Here is a 14,298-nt window from a genome sequence, read left to right as displayed (position 1 = left end):
ACACAATGGCGAAAACGGCAACAAAGAAGAAGCCGGCGGCGAAGACCGCCAAGCCTGCTCCGAAGCGCGCGGCCGTGACCGCCACGGCCAACAAGAAGCCCGTGGAGGCCAAGCCGCAGCACAGGCCACAAGCGAAGGCAGCCGCGCCAAGACCGCGGCTGCCGAAAGGACCGGTCTGGCAGTGGTCGGCGGTCGACACGGCAGCTGCGATCCGCGCCGGCGCGGTCTCCTCGGTCGAAGTGACCGAGGCGCATCTCGCGCGCATGCATGAGGTCAATCCGAAGCTCAATGCCGTCGTCGTCGATCTCTCCGAAGACGCCCTGAAGGCTGCGCGTGCGGCCGACAAGGCGCGCGACAAGAGCGGCCTGCTGCATGGCGTGCCGGTCACGATCAAGGAGAACGTCGACTACGAGGGGCGGCCGAATCCCAACGGCGTTCCATCGCAGATGGGGATCATCGCGCCGTCGGACGCGCCGGTCGTGCGCAACCTGAAGCAGGCCGGCGCGATCGTGCTCGGCCTCACCAACACGCCGGAATTCTCGTTCCGCGGCTTCACCGACAACCCGCTGCACGGGCTGACCTTGAACCCGTGGGATCCAGAGATCACCTGCGGCGGCTCGTCGGGCGGCGCCGGAGCCGCGGTCGCGGCGGGCATCGGCACCATCGCGCATGGCAACGACATCGGTGGGTCGCTGCGCTGGCCGGCGCATTGCAATGGCGTCGTGACCATCAAGCCGACGCAGGGCCGCATCCCCGCCTACAACGAGAGCGCTGCTGCCGAGCGGCCGATGCTCGCACATCTCATGTCGTCGCAGGGGCCGCTGGCGCGGAGCGTCGCCGACGTCCGGCTGGCGCTGGAGGTGATGAGCCGGCGCGATCCGCGCGATCCGTGGTGGGTGCCAGCGCCACTGGAAGGCGTGGAGCCCAAGCGGCCGGTCAAGGTCGCGCTCGCCAAGATCCCTGACGACATGGACGTCGATCCGTCCGTGCACGCGGCGCTGCGGCAGGCAGCGGATCATCTGGAGCGGTCGGGCTACCGGGTCAGCGAGGTCGAGGTCCCCGACATCTCCGGCGTCTGGCAAACCTGGTGCGACATCATCACCAACGAGGTGGTGGTGATGCAGGAAGCCAAGATGCTGGCCGTGACGTCGGAGGATTTCCACAAGGCCTGGGGCGGGATGCGCGCCAAGGCCGAGATGCTCGACCTCGCCGGCTGGATGAACGCGACGGCGCAGCGCTCGACGCATATCCGTGCCTGGCAGCTGTTCTTCGAGGACTACCCGATCGTGCTGGCGCCGACCACGGTCAAGCCGACGCCCGGTCCGCGCGACGACACCATCAGCCCCGAGCGTGTGCGCGAGATCTTCTTCGACGAGATCCGCTTCATCTCGGCGATCAACGTGCTCGGCCTGCCCGGCGCCGTCGTGCCGGTCACGGTCCACGACGGCCAGCCCATCGGCGTGCAGCTGATCGCCGGCCGCTATCGCGAGGACCTCGCGCTCGATGCCGCCGCAGCAATCGAGAAGCGTGCAGGAATGCTGGTGCGGCAGCTCTGGGAACGGATGGTTTAGTCCCGCTGCGGCCCGAGGATCGAGGTCCTCGGGCCGTCATGTTTCCGACACTGCCCGGCATCGATTGTCGAAAGTCGAACACTGACGCGCATCGCGTTCGCTCGAGATCGCCTCGGGTTGACGGGAACTGGCCGACCTGTCTATTTTGATGTATACGAATGGATATAGCTTGGCGTCGGCACCGGCCCATGCGTCGGAACGGGACTTGCAATTCACCGAAACGAACCCGCCTCGGTGGATATGAACAAGGACAATGCGATGAGATCGACACGCTCCCTCACCGCCGCTCTGTGCGCGGCGGCCATTCTTCTGACCTGCGCGACTGCGTTCGCCGGCAGCGCCAACGTCGCCGTGGCCGCCAACTTCACCGAGCCCGCCAAGGAGATCGCGGCGCTGTTCAAGGCCAAGACCGGGCACGAACTGGTGATGAGCTTCGGCGCGTCCGGACAGTTCTACACCCAGATCAAGGAGAACGCGCCGTTCGCGATCCTGCTCTCCGCCGACGACGAACGGCCGAAGAAGCTGGTCGACGAGGGCCTCGGCGTCGCCGGGAGCCGTTTCACCTACGCCATCGGCAAGCTCGTGCTGTGGAGCAAGGACCCCAACGCGGTGAAAGGCGAGGAAACGCTGAAGGCGAACGCGTTCAACAAGCTGTCGATCGCCAATCCCACCGCGGCGCCCTATGGCGCCGCCGCGGTCGAGACGCTGAAGGCGCTGAAGCTCTATGAGACGATCCAGCCCAAGATCGTCCAGGGCAACACGATCTCGCAGGCGTACCAATTCGTCGACACCGGCAATGCCGAGCTCGGCTTCGTCGCGCTGTCGCAGCTGATGCCGAACGCCGGCGGCTCGCGCTGGCTGGTGCCGCAGAATCTCTACGGCGAGATCCGCCAGGATGCCGTGCTGCTGAAGGCGTCCGCCGGCAACGAGGCCGCCACCGCATTCCTGGCCTTCCTCAAGACCCCGGCAGCCCGTGCGGTCATCGAAAAGTTCGGCTATGCTCTGGATCCGAAGTCGGGCACCTGAGCATTAGGATTCATGAACCTCCACGTCTCCGCCGATATCTGGCAACCGATCCGGCTGACGCTCGAACTGGCAGCGCTCGCGACGATCGTCCTGATGATCGTGGGCACGCCGATCGCATGGTGGCTGGCGCGGTCGCGGGCGTGGTGGAAGGAGGCGGTCGCGGCACTGGTGGCGATCCCACTGGTGCTGCCGCCGACGGTTCTCGGATTCTACCTGCTGGTCGTGCTCGGCCCCAGCGGTCCGGGCGGCGCTCTGGCTTCGCTCTGGGGGGCGCGCACGCTGGCCTTCACTTTTCCGGGCCTGGTGATCGGCTCGGTCCTGTTCTCGATGCCGTTCGTCGTCCAGCCGATCCGCAACGCCTTCGAGGCCATGGGCGAAAAGCCGCTGGAAGCGGCCGCCACTCTGCGCGCCTCACCCTGGCGCGTGTTCTGGACCATCGCGGTGCCGCTGGCGAGCCCCGGATTTCTCACCGGCGCCATCCTCGGCTTCGCCCATACCGTCGGTGAGTTCGGCGTCGTGCTGATGATCGGCGGCAACATTCCCGGCAAGACCAAGGTGCTCTCGGTTGCGATCTACGACTATGTCGAGACCTCGCAATGGACCGAGGCCTCCGTGCTGGCGCTCGGCATGGTCGTGTTCTCGTTCTGCGTCATTCTGACGATGATGCTGATCGAGAAGAAGATGACGCGCAGCACGTCATGAGCACGGTCAGGGTCAATTTCCACGGCACGCTCGGTCGCTTCGAGCTGAACGCGCGCTTCGAGGTTCCGGCGCGCGGCGTGACCGCGATCTTCGGTCCGTCCGGTTGCGGCAAGACGGCGGTCATGCGCTGCATTGCCGGCCTCAACCATCTCGCCGGCGGGCTATGCTCCGTCGCCGGCGAGGTCTGGCAGGACGAAAAGCATTTTCGTCCCGTGCATCAGCGTCCGATCGGCTACGTCTTCCAGGAAGCCAATCTGTTTCCGCACCTCTCGGTCCGCCGCAACCTGATGTACGGCCATCCTGGCTCGAGCAGCGCGGCCGCGATCGGCTTCGACGAGGTCGTCGCGCTGCTCGTCCTTGGACGGCTGCTCGACCGCTCGCCGCGCCACCTGTCCGGCGGCGAGCGGCAGCGCGTCGCGATCGGCCGCGCGCTGCTCAGCCAACCGAAGCTGCTGCTGATGGACGAGCCGCTGTCGGCGCTCGACCAGATGACCAAGGATGAGATCCTGCCGTATCTGGAGCGGCTGCACGCCGCCCTCGACCTGCCGATCCTCTATATCAGCCACGACCTCGCTGAGGTCGAGCGGCTTGCCGATCAGCTGGTGCTGATGCGCAATGGCGCGGTCCTGGCTTCGGGCCCCTTGTCCGTGCTGCAGGCCGACCTGTCGCTGCCGCTCGCGCTGTCGCGCGACGCCGCCGTGAGCCTCGACGCCACCGTCACCGCCCAGGATACGGCCGATGGCATGGCGACACTCGAAGTCCCCGGCGGCCAGTTCCTGCTCCCGGCCGAGCCCCTCACGCCGGGCGCGCGCCGCCGCCTGCGCGTGCTCGCTGACGACGTCAGTCTCGCGCTGGAAACGCCGAGCCGCAGCACCATCGTCAACGTGCTCCGCGCCAGAATACTCGAGATCCGCAGCCAGTCGGACCACCGCGTCACGGCCTTGCTCGGACTCGGCGAGGATGGTCACGGCGCGCGGCTGCTGACGCGTGTCACCCAGCGCTCGTGGAACGAGCTCGGCCTGCGGGCGGGGCTTGCGGTCTATGCCCAGGTCAAGGGTGTCGCGCTCGTCCGCCGCGAAGAGCCTATCGCCTGAATCCAACACCTGGCATTCGGCAACATCGCGCGATGTTGCATACGTGACAATAGCCCCCCTCATGTTATATCGTAAACAATACAACTTCGGATGAGACAAAGCGACAGGCGCTTTGATTTCGTCAATGCAATGAACGAGTTGAGCGGCAGGACATCGTCTGGCCCGGTGCTTGCTACCTGGATCTCGCAACAAGAGGTCATCAGCATGAAAGCCGCCGTCACCTGGCATCCGAACGCGCCCAAGCCGCTTGCGCTGGTGCTGGGCACCAACGAGATCGCCTCCGCCGTCGCGGCCAAGCTCAATCATGCCCGCTTCGCGGTCGTACTATGCCATGACGCCTTTCCGCCGGTGATCCGGCGCGGCATGGCCTTCCATGATGTCCTGTTCGGCGAGATGCGCGACCTCGACGGCGTGATCGGCTCCCGCGCCGAGAGCATCACCGATGTCGTGCGGATTCACCGTGAGCCAGACCAGGCCGCCGTGACCGGGATGCATCTGACCGACATCATCGCCTTCCGCTATCCGGCCGTCATCGTCGACGCCCGCATGCAAAAGCATCTGGTGACGCCGGATCTGCGCGGCGTCGCCGGTATCGCCGTCGGCATCGGGCCGCGTTTCGCGATCGGGCACAATTGCGACGTCGCGATCGAGACTCATCCCCGCGAGACCGGCACGATCTTGGCCCATGGCACGACGCGCGATGCGGACGGCAAGGCACGCGATCTCGGCGGCGCCGGCCGCGAGCGTTTCGTCTATTCGGACCAGGAGGCCGTCTGGCACACCCCGCTCGACATCGGCACCCGGGTCTACAAGGGCCTGCAGCTCGGCTCGCTCGGCGGCACGCCGGTGCTCGCACCGCTCGACGGCGCGCTGCGCGGCATCGCCCGCGACGGCGTACGCGTGCCGGCCAACGTCAAGCTGCTCGAGATCGATCCGCGCGGCCGTCAAGCCGCCTGGACCGGCATGGACGAGCGCGGACAGGCTATCGCGGCGAGCGTCGTCGCGGCCCTTCACCAGATCATGCAAACCGGTCGGAAGGCGGGCCGCGTCTCCGCCAACGTATGAGGAGGACTGCCATGGGTGTCGCTGACGTCGGGACTTGTCAGATCGTGGCGCTGCAGGGCGCAGCGTCCAGCGTGATCCAGGAGATGCTCGGCGATTTCGCCAAGCGGCTCTCGGAGAATGGCCTGCGTGTCTCCGGCGTGATCGAGAGCAGCGCCGACAAGGCCAGGCCGTGCAAGGCCATGATGCTGCGCAGCCTCGACGATGGCCGCGTGTTCGCGATCTCTCAGGATCTCGGCCCGGAGTCGCAGGCCTGCAATCTCGACCCGGAGGGCCTCGTGCTCGCCTGCGCCGCCGTGCAGCAGTCGATCTCGCGGGGCACCGACATCGTGATCCTCAGCAAGTTCGGCAAGCAGGAAGCGGCAGGAGGTGGCCTTGCCGATGCCTTCGGCTCCGCCATCGCAGCCGGCCTCCCGGTCATCACGGCGGTCTCACCGGCGATGATGGACGCGTGGACGCGCTTTGCCGGCGCGTTCGCCGAGCACATTGACGCCGATATCGCGCGCCGACCGGGCTGGATCGAGGCGCGGTACGGCCGCTGGGTGACATCGCGAGCCACCCGTGACATGGTTGGCTCTCAACGCGAGCGGATCGGAATGGGATGAAGCGCGAAGCTCAAATCGCATTGACCATCAACTTCGGCAATGGCGGCAGCCTGTGCCCGGAGGATCTGCTGCTGATCGATATCATCCGGAGGGAGCGCTCGATCCTCGGCGCCGCGCGCGCGAGCGGCATCTCCTACCGCAAATGCTGGCTGATGGTCGATGCGCTCAACCGCACCTTCGAGACGCCGGTGTTCGAGACTCATCCGGGGCGCCGGGGCGGCGGCGCGGAGATCACGCCGTTCGGCGAGCGGCTGATCGCGCTGTACCGCTCGATGGAGCGGCGCACGCGCACCGCAACGGCCGCCGCGCTCGGCGAGCTGCAGAAGGCTACGGATCCCCGCTATCAGAAGCGGGCCAGCGGCGCGGCCGAGGCAGCTCCGAAGGCCGAACCGCGCCGGGTCCGATCGCGACGCTCTTGATCATCGCCCAGGCGGACAGATCCGGCTCCAGCGCCAACCGCTCGACCGACTCCAGCGTCACCAGCGCATGCAGCCTGGTCGCGCCGAGATCGAAGGTGACGCGCACGTAGGGCGGCTCGAGCGGCAGGATCTGCTCGATCCGGCCCGGCAGCCGGTTGGTGATCGACACGTCCATCGGCCGCGACAGCGCGATCGAGACGTCGCGGGCCTCGATGGTCACCGAGACGCCGGCGTCGATCGCCGCGTCCACCATCGGCACGCGCAGCTCGCCATCGGCAAAGAACAGCGTCGACATGCCATATTGCGGATCATGGCGCAGCACGCGCGCGGGAACCGTCGTGCTGAGAACGACGGACGAGGCTGAAGACGATGCAGACTGGCCGGTCATCGCGCAGCAGCCTCCACGGCCTCAAGGCCGGTCGTGATCATACAGCACGCGGACGCGGATCGTGCCTTCCACCGCGCGCAGCTCCGACAGCAGCGCCTCGCCCTCGCCGCCGACCACGTCGGTTTCGAGCACGACATAGCCGACCTCGGGATCGGTCTGAAGATATTGCGCGAGGATGTTGATGTTGTGCCGCGCCACCGCCTCGTTGACCTGGCGCAGTACGCCCGGCACGTTGCGGTGGACATGGATGAAGCGCGTGCCGGTCGGGCGCGCCGGCAATTGTACCTGCGGGAAGTTGACGGCGCCAAAAGTCGAACCGACGTCGGAATAGTCGATCAGCTTGCGCGCGACCTCGCCACCAATTCGGTCCTGCGCCTCCTCGGTGGAGCCGCCGACATGCGGGGTCAGGATCACGTTGGGCAGGCCCTGCAGCGGCGAGACGAACGGATCGGCGTTCGATGCCGGCTCCGCCGGGAACACGTCGACCGCGGCGCCGGCGAGCTTGCCCTCGCGCAGCGCGCTGGCCAGCGCTTCGATGTCGACCACGGTGCCGCGCGAATTGTTGATCAGATAGGCCCCGTCCTTCATGTGACGGATCTGGCGCTCGCCGATCATGTTGGCGGTCGCCGGCGTCTCCGGCACGTGCAGCGACACGACGTCGCTCATCGCCAGCAGCTCATCAAGGCTCTCGACCGGCTCGGTGTTGCCGTGGCGGAGCTTGTCGGTGAGATCGAAGAAGATCACCCGCATGCCCATGGCCTCGGCGAGGTTCGACAGCTGCGAGCCGATGTTGCCATAGCCGATGATGCCGAGCGTCTTGCCGCGCACCTCTCGGCTGCCATTGGCCGACTTGTCCCAGCCGCCGGCATGCGCCGACACCGAGCGCGGGAAGATTCGGCGCATCAGCATCACGACTTCGGCGATCGTCAGCTCGGCGACGCTGCGGGTGTTCGAATAGGGCGCATTGAACACGGGGATGCCGAGCCGCTTCGCGGCATCGAGATCGACCTGGTTGGTGCCGACGGAGAAGCAGCCGACCACCATCAGCCGGTCGGCGGCCTGCAGCACGTCGGCGGTGAGATGCGTGCGCGAGCGAATGCCCAGCATGTGCACGCCCGACAGCATACGCTTCAACTCCGCCGAACCGAGCGCCTTCGGCAGCCGTTCGATTTCCGTATAGCCGTTGGCCTCGAACATGCGGACGGCCGAGTCGTTCACGCCCTCAAGGAGCAGAACGCGGATCTTTTGCTTGGGCAGCGATAGCGGCATGGGCCTGGCCTGATTCAGTCGTGGGTGTGGCGTAGTGTAGCGGTTGTTACAGTCGCGATGCGTTGAAACTTGGTGAATGCGACGCGGCAGGAACGCTTTCTGTCGCTTTCCCAGGGTCTTGTCCACTCCGCACCGGCATTTTGGCCTGCGATGCAAAATCAGCGCCTGGCATACCGGACGCACCGCACGGCCTGCACTGCAACAACCGGAGATCGCTGTTTTGGCTGCTGACAAACCATGCGAGCAGAGCTAGCCTTTCTTCCAATCACAAAATCATCGGGAGGTCAGCATGTCAGACGGGGTTGTCGAGACACGCGCGTCGGAGGTGTCGGCCGGTGAAACGCAGACGGTCGATGTCGCCGTCGTGGGTGCCGGATTTGCGGGGCTTTACCTGCTGCACCGCCTGCGCAAGGCGGGCTTCTCGACCGTGACGCTGGACACCGCAAACGACGTCGGCGGCACCTGGTACTGGAACCGGTATCCCGGCGCGCGCTGCGACATCCAGACCGTCGACTACAGCTACACCTTCGATCCCGAGCTCGAGAAGGCCTGGCAATGGTCGGAGAAATACGCCACCCAGCCGGAGATCCTGCGCTATCTTGGCTTCGTCGCCGACCGCTACGATCTGCGCCGCGACATCCGCTTCGGCACCCGTGTCCTCGGCGCCTCCTGGGACGATGCCAAGGAGCGCTGGCTGCTGACGACCGACAAGGGCCCCGCCGTCTCCTGCCGCCACTACATCATGGCGACCGGCTGCCTGTCGCAGCCGAAGCCGCCGGAAATCGACGGCGTGCACGACTTCAAGGGCGAGATCTACTTCACCAGCCGCTGGCCGCACGACGGCGTCGACCTCCGCGGCAAGCGCGTGGCCGTGATCGGCACCGGCTCCTCCGGCATCCAGTCGATCCCGCTCATCGCCGAGCAGGCAGCGCAGCTCACGGTGTTCCAGCGCACGCCGAACTTCGCACTGCCTGCGCATAATGGTCCGCTCCCGGCCGATCGCGCCGCGCAGCTTGCAGAGGATCGCAACGGGCTGCGCCAGCAGGCGCGCTGGTCGATGACCGGCGTGCCGATTCCGCCGGCCACCGAGTTCAGCTGGCAGATGAGCGAGGCCGAGCGCCGCGAGCGCTTCGAGAAGCTGTGGGCCTCTGGCGACCTCGTCGGCATGCTGACGCAGCTCTGGGCCGACCAGGGCGTCGACCCCGACGGCAACGCGCTGCTCGCCGATCTCATCCGCGAGAAGATCCACGAGATCGTCAAGGATCCCGAGACCGCCGCAGCGCTCACGCCCCATGACCATCCGTTCGGCGCCAAACGCCCCTGCCTCGACACCAACTACTATCAGACGTTCAATCGCCCCAACGTCACGCTGGTCAATCTGCGCCAGGAGCCGATCGCGTCCATCACCGCTGATGGCATCAAGACCGACAGGCGCAGCTTCGACATCGACGTCATCGTGTTCGCGACCGGCTTCGACGCCATGACCGGTGCGATCCGCGCCGTGCATCCGATCACCGGGCGCGGCGGCAAATCACTTGAGGATGTCTGGGCCAACGGACCGCAAACCTATCTCGGACTCACGGTCGCGGACTTTCCCAATCTGTTCCTGATCACCGGTCCCGGCAGCCCGTCAGTGCTGTCGAACATGGCGGTCTCGATCGAGCAGCATGTCGACTGGGTGGTCGACCGTCTCATCGCCCTTCGCGAGGACGGCTTCACCACCATTGAGCCCACGGAGACCGCGCAGGCCGGCTGGGCCCGCCACATGGCAGACTGCGCGACCGTGACGCTGCATCGGCTCGCCAACACCTGGTACACCGGCGCCAACGTGCCGGGCAAGCCGCAGACGCTGATGCCTTACACCGGCGGCGTCGGCCCCTATCGCGGCATCTGCAACGAGATCGTCAGCCGCGGCATGCTCGGCTTCAAGCTGTCAGGTCCGAACGGCGCGTCCCAATGCAATGACGGCGAGATCGTGCGGCTGCAGCCGGATGTCCGGCTGGTGCTGAACATGCTGGCCGAGATGAACCTGCCGCCGATCGAATCGATGGGCGCGGCCGGCGCCCGTGAATTCGTCGCGCAGTTCAACGCGACGAGGCCGCCTGGACGTCCCGTTGGCGAAGTCAAGGATGGCACATTGCAGGGCGCTGACGGTCCCCTGGCCTACCGGCTCTATCGTCCGGCGACGCCCGGCCCGCATCCGATCGTGGTGTACTTCCATGGCGGCGGCTGGGTCCTCGGCGACGAGCAGTCGGACGATCCGTTCTGCCGCGACATGTGCCGCCGGTCCAACATGATTTTCGTCAGCGTGAACTATCGCCATGCGCCCGAGCACCGCTTCCCGGCGGCGGCTGAGGACGGCTATGCGGCGACGCGCTGGGTGGCCGACCACGCCGCCGAGCTCGGCGGACGCGAGGGACCGGTGCTGGTGGCAGGCTGGAGCGCCGGCGGCAACATCGCGGCGGTCACCTGCCAGCTCGCGCGAGATCGCGGCGGGCCTGATATCGGCGGCCAGCTGCTGCTGTGCCCGGCCACCGACTGCAGCTTCGATCGTCCGTCCTACACGGACAATGCGACCGGCTACTTCCTGACGCGGTCGCTGATCTACTGGTTCTGGGACATCTACTGCTCGCCGGCGGATCGCACCGATCCGCGCGCATCGCCGTTGCGGGGCAAGCTGCAGAGCCTGCCGCCGGCCTACATCGTCACCTGCGAGTTCGATCCGCTGCGCGACGAGGGGATTGCCTATGCGGAAGCCCTCGCCGCCGCGGGCGTGCCGGTCGGACAGCTCAAGGCGCACGGCCACTTCCATTCGTCGTTCATGATGGTCGACGTCGTCATCACCGGCGTCGGCGGCCGCATGCGGATGGCGGAGGCGCTGCAGGCGTTCACCCAGTCTGCAGAAGAAGGCGAATCGCTGGAGATCAACGCCGCCGCGAGCTGACCAGCGGAGGCTGCGGCCGAGCAGTATCGCAACGGCCCGCAGCCTTGCGGGCCGTTGCTGCGACGCGCAGCTTGCGTCGGATCGCCCACGCTGTCACCGAGACGACGAGCCACGCCGTCGCTGCGGCGACGAAGGCGGTCGCGACGCTTAGCTGAACCAGCGTGGAGAATACGGCCGCGAACGCCAGCATGCCGAGGCTGCCGAGCACCGCGCCTACGGTGTCGAGCGCAGCCGCTTCGCGTCCGCGCCGCTCGCCGAAGAATCCCTGTTGGCGCTTGCGCCTGATCTCGTGCGCCTCGATCAGGGTGACGCTGGCGCAGAAGATGGCGGGCAATGCCAGGAAGAGGCCGCCGATCGCAGGACCGAAGGCCTTGGCAATGAGCCCCGCGGCGACTGTCGCGGCGCCGCCCAGCGCGAAGCGGATGACGTATTCGTGCCACTTGCCGTCCTTCAGCGCCGAGGGCGAGATGCGGATCAGCATCACGCGCCTCCGGAGAAGACCGCCTGGAGTCCGAGCGCCGCCACCAGCCAGACGACCGTCGCGAGCAGGCTCGCAGTCAACGCGCGCAGATGCAGCCGCATCAGCAGTTGGCACACGATCATGCTGTAGAGACAGAGCGCGACGGCGCCGAACATCATCGAACGGCTCTGGACCGCCGCGTAGGCGGCGTCATGTGTGACGATCGCAATGCCAAGCGTCGCCAGCGCAACCGAGGGCGCGGCTCCGAACAATCCGGCAAAGCTCTTCGGACGCAGCCCGTCGCCAATCATCGCGAATGCCGAAACGATGACGCCGCCGATCAGGAAGCGGATGATGTATTCGGTCATGTCCGGCTTGCTCCCGGTGGTTCGTAGCCGGTCCACGGGCGCAAGCTGCGCTCGAGGGCAGCGCCGAGCATGAATCCGACAACGACGTCGCTGGCCCAATGCGCAAGCAGCATCACGCGCGTGATGCTGAGCCCGACGGCAGCACTCCTCACCGCAATCCTTGCGCGTGCCGGCAGCGGACCGGCGGCGGAGTAGAGCGCACCCATGTGCAGCGCATGTCCCGAGGGAAAGGCGTCCTGTGCATGGCCGGACGGCGCCACGCCGTGGAGATGGCCGCGCAAGGTGGTGCGATCCGGCCGGTCTGATCGAAGATGGCCTTCAAGGCATGCGGCAGAGCCGAAGCCGCAACCGTGACCAGCAATGCATGAGTGGTCGTCGCGCGAACGCGGCTGCTTTGGCCGCGCGTCACCAGCCAAGCCACCGATGTCAGGGCCAACCACACCTTCTCGTCCGCCCCCCACGCGAGGCCGCGTGCGAGCTTTTGCAGCCACGGTTCCGTGGTTCGTGCAGCTACGTCCGCAATGATGCGGTCCGCCTTGGTCGGCTCGACGTGGATGGCCGTGGCGGAACTTTGCTTGCGAAAGGGCACCGAAATTGCCGGTGTGATCTTCTTCCCGATGGCGCGGATCATGGCACTTGCGAAGGACGAACAATATGTTCACCTACAACGCCGAGCCCTCACAACGGGTTTCGGGAACAGTCACGAAACTGTCACGAGTTACCAGCTCAGCCCTGACCGCGAATAGCCTCGTCATACGCCTCGACCGAGGCTCGAGCTGTCTCCCGCACATCGCTCGCGCTCATGCCCGGCTTGTACAGGCTCGAGCCGAGACCGAAGGCGCACACGCCGACGGCGACGTAGGAGGCGAGCGTCTTGTCCGACACACCGCCGACGGCGCCGACCACGACGCCTTTCGGCAGGACTGCAAGTTGCGCTGCAATCCCCGACGGACCGAGCACCGACGCCGGAAAGTATTTCAGGGCCGAGGCGCCGCAATGCAAAGCCAGAAAGGCCTCGGTCGGCGTGAAGACCCCGGGCATGGTCACCATGTCATAGGCCTGCGCCGTCGCCAGCACTTCGACGTCGACGTTCGGGCTGACCATCAGGCGCCCGCCGGCCTCCGCAACGCGCACGCAATCCGCGGCATTGACGACCGTTCCTGCGCCGATCAGGCAGTCCTTGCCGAACCGAGATGCCAGACGCTCGATCGAGACGAACGGTTCCGGCGAGTTGAGAGGAACCTCGATCAGCTCGAAACCGGCTTCGATCAGGACATCGACGATGGCCTCGGACTCGTCGGGTTTGATACCGCGCAGGATCGCAACGAGCGACCGCTTCACATGCGGCCAGGCGACGGACTGTGTCATTTCAGAAACGCGCTCCCCAGATCTGCCGCGCGGCCTTGAGCAGGCCGCGGCGTGACGCCTGTTCGGCATCGCATTCATTCACGTCGAAACCAGCAGCGGCCAGCGCCTCGCCATAGAGGCGGCCGAGCCGGCCCGCTCCGATCAACCGGAGTGGAAGCTCGGCGCCGAACCGCGCGCGCGCATCGGCGATTTCGCTGCCGATCAGAATCCCGGAGAGCCTTGCAGTTCCATCGGACCGCCGCTCGAAGCCGAGGAGCTGCGCCGCGCGCAGCCGGAACAGCGCGTTCGTCAGTGCCGTCGGCGCGGCCAGCGCCGCCGCGAGGCTCTCGCGGAACGCCGTGTCGTGCTCGACGGTCGAGGCTTCCGGTTCGACGGCATGCATCAGGATGCTATGCTGAGAGACCACCGCGAACAGCTCACCGGTCATGTAGGTGGCGAAGTCGATCACCACGCCGGCATCGATCTGGATCCATTTGCTGTGGGTGCCCGGAATGCAGACGATCCCAGTGAAATCCGGCTCGGTGACTCCGAGCAGCTGGGTTTCCTCGCCGCGCATCACGTCCGGCCGGTCCGCGCGAACCTGCGCCAGTCCCGGCAGAATTCTGACGTCGCGGTCGGCGTCGACACTGATCGCTCCGGCATACAGCGCATCCAGACGGGTGGGCGTGTGCAGATACGGCGCCTCGACCCAGCCTTGCCGCGCGCCGGCCATGCCGCAGATCAGCACCGGAACATCGGCCGGTGCGCCAAGCTTCGCCAGATGATCGCGCAGCACCGGCGCGAAGCCTGATGTCGCGCAATGCAGCATGCCCTCGCCACCACGGCTCTCGGCAAGCTCCGTCCCGTCTCCGGCCATAAGCCAGGCACGGAAACTGGAGGTTCCCCAGTCGACGGCGACAAAGGCCGGCGTTGCTGACGAATAGACGGCGGTCACATCCTGCTCCCGAACACTTCCACATCTGGCAATGGCACGCCGGGCGGGCCACGCAAACAACAAATTGCATCATGCACGATTATGCACG

16 protein-coding genes are annotated in these 14,298 nt (G+C 66.5%); 8 read left to right on the top strand and 8 right to left on the bottom strand.

Features of this window, described 5'->3' with window-relative positions; all coding sequences use genetic code 11:
• The first annotated feature begins 5 nt into the window (after window positions 1-5).
• From QX039_RS06470 to QX039_RS06440, 7 genes are all read left to right on the top strand, one after another.
• A complete protein-coding gene (locus QX039_RS06470) occupies window positions 6-1,571 on the top strand; it encodes an amidase family protein (protein WP_315772032.1) in 1,566 nt (521 codons plus the stop codon).
• A gap of 258 nt (window positions 1,572-1,829) precedes the next feature.
• Window positions 1,830-2,597, top strand: a complete 768-nt coding sequence (modA, locus tag QX039_RS06465; RefSeq protein ID WP_315772031.1) for a molybdate ABC transporter substrate-binding protein — start codon at window positions 1,830-1,832, stop codon at window positions 2,595-2,597.
• A 12-nt stretch (window positions 2,598-2,609) separates the two neighbouring features.
• The gene (gene modB, locus QX039_RS06460) at window positions 2,610-3,299 is read left to right on the top strand and encodes a molybdate ABC transporter permease subunit (RefSeq protein WP_315772029.1); all 690 of its coding nucleotides are present in this window, start codon (window positions 2,610-2,612) and stop codon (window positions 3,297-3,299) included.
• The gene (gene modC, locus QX039_RS06455) at window positions 3,296-4,393 is read left to right on the top strand and encodes a molybdenum ABC transporter ATP-binding protein (protein WP_315772027.1); all 1,098 of its coding nucleotides are present in this window, start codon (window positions 3,296-3,298) and stop codon (window positions 4,391-4,393) included. Before modB ends, modC begins: the two co-directional genes overlap by 4 nt.
• A gap of 204 nt (window positions 4,394-4,597) precedes the next feature.
• Window positions 4,598-5,458: a xanthine dehydrogenase gene (locus QX039_RS06450; protein WP_315772025.1), complete on the top strand. Its 861-nt coding sequence runs from the start codon at window positions 4,598-4,600 to the stop codon at window positions 5,456-5,458.
• Window positions 5,459-5,469: 11 nt separating this feature from the next.
• A complete protein-coding gene (locus QX039_RS06445) occupies window positions 5,470-6,060 on the top strand; it encodes a DUF2478 domain-containing protein (RefSeq protein WP_315772023.1) in 591 nt (196 codons plus the stop codon).
• Window positions 6,057-6,479, top strand: a complete 423-nt coding sequence (locus QX039_RS06440) for a LysR family transcriptional regulator (RefSeq protein ID WP_315738523.1) — start codon at window positions 6,057-6,059, stop codon at window positions 6,477-6,479. The genes QX039_RS06445 and QX039_RS06440 overlap by 4 nt, the downstream gene beginning before the upstream one ends.
• Here the strand turns inward: QX039_RS06440 and QX039_RS06435 are convergent.
• A complete protein-coding gene (locus QX039_RS06435; RefSeq protein WP_315738524.1) occupies window positions 6,388-6,867 on the bottom strand; it encodes a TOBE domain-containing protein in 480 nt (159 codons plus the stop codon). The genes QX039_RS06440 and QX039_RS06435 overlap by 92 nt on opposite strands.
• 21 nt (window positions 6,868-6,888) lie before the next feature.
• Window positions 6,889-8,136 carry a phosphoglycerate dehydrogenase gene (gene serA, locus QX039_RS06430; RefSeq protein ID WP_315738525.1) on the bottom strand — a complete coding sequence of 416 codons (1,248 nt, stop codon included), beginning with the start codon at window positions 8,134-8,136 and terminating at the stop codon, window positions 6,889-6,891.
• A 289-nt stretch (window positions 8,137-8,425) separates the two neighbouring features.
• On the opposite strand from serA, the gene QX039_RS06425 reads away from it, so the two are divergent.
• Complete coding sequence (locus QX039_RS06425) at window positions 8,426-11,080, top strand: flavin-containing monooxygenase (protein ID WP_315772021.1); 2,655 nt, start codon at window positions 8,426-8,428, stop codon at window positions 11,078-11,080.
• On the opposite strand, the gene QX039_RS06420 is transcribed toward QX039_RS06425, so the two are convergent.
• The 6 genes from QX039_RS06420 to QX039_RS06395 all read right to left on the bottom strand — a co-directional run bounded on the left by QX039_RS06420 (window position 11,061) and on the right by QX039_RS06395 (window position 14,210).
• Window positions 11,061-11,561 carry a DUF3147 family protein gene (locus QX039_RS06420; protein ID WP_315738527.1) on the bottom strand — a complete coding sequence of 167 codons (501 nt, stop codon included), beginning with the start codon at window positions 11,559-11,561 and terminating at the stop codon, window positions 11,061-11,063. The two genes, QX039_RS06425 and QX039_RS06420, sit on opposite strands and share 20 nt — an antisense overlap.
• Entirely contained in the window at window positions 11,561-11,908 is a 348-nt protein-coding gene (locus QX039_RS06415) for a DUF3147 family protein (protein ID WP_315738528.1), read from the bottom strand. The genes QX039_RS06420 and QX039_RS06415 overlap by 1 nt, the downstream gene beginning before the upstream one ends.
• Window positions 11,905-12,168, bottom strand: coding sequence for a phosphatase PAP2 family protein (locus QX039_RS06410; protein ID WP_315738729.1), 264 nt, complete (start codon window positions 12,166-12,168; stop codon window positions 11,905-11,907). Before QX039_RS06410 ends, QX039_RS06415 begins: the two co-directional genes overlap by 4 nt.
• On the bottom strand, window positions 12,057-12,539 hold the full coding sequence (locus QX039_RS06405) for a hypothetical protein (protein ID WP_315772092.1): 483 nt from the start codon (window positions 12,537-12,539) through the stop codon (window positions 12,057-12,059). The genes QX039_RS06410 and QX039_RS06405 overlap by 112 nt, the downstream gene beginning before the upstream one ends.
• 95 nt (window positions 12,540-12,634) lie before the next feature.
• Window positions 12,635-13,276, bottom strand: coding sequence for a 2-dehydro-3-deoxy-6-phosphogalactonate aldolase (locus QX039_RS06400; protein WP_315738529.1), 642 nt, complete (start codon window positions 13,274-13,276; stop codon window positions 12,635-12,637).
• Window position 13,277: 1 nt separating this feature from the next.
• The gene (locus QX039_RS06395; RefSeq protein ID WP_315738530.1) at window positions 13,278-14,210 is read right to left on the bottom strand and encodes a 2-dehydro-3-deoxygalactonokinase; all 933 of its coding nucleotides are present in this window, start codon (window positions 14,208-14,210) and stop codon (window positions 13,278-13,280) included.
• Window positions 14,211-14,298 lie beyond the last annotated feature (88 nt).

The sequence above is a fragment of the Bradyrhizobium sp. SZCCHNR1043 genome, assembly GCF_032489675.1.
Classification (GTDB): Bacteria; Pseudomonadota; Alphaproteobacteria; order Rhizobiales; family Xanthobacteraceae; genus Bradyrhizobium.
The sequence above is the reverse complement of the archived record's forward strand: the minus strand, read 5'-3'. Positions and strand labels throughout refer to the sequence as shown.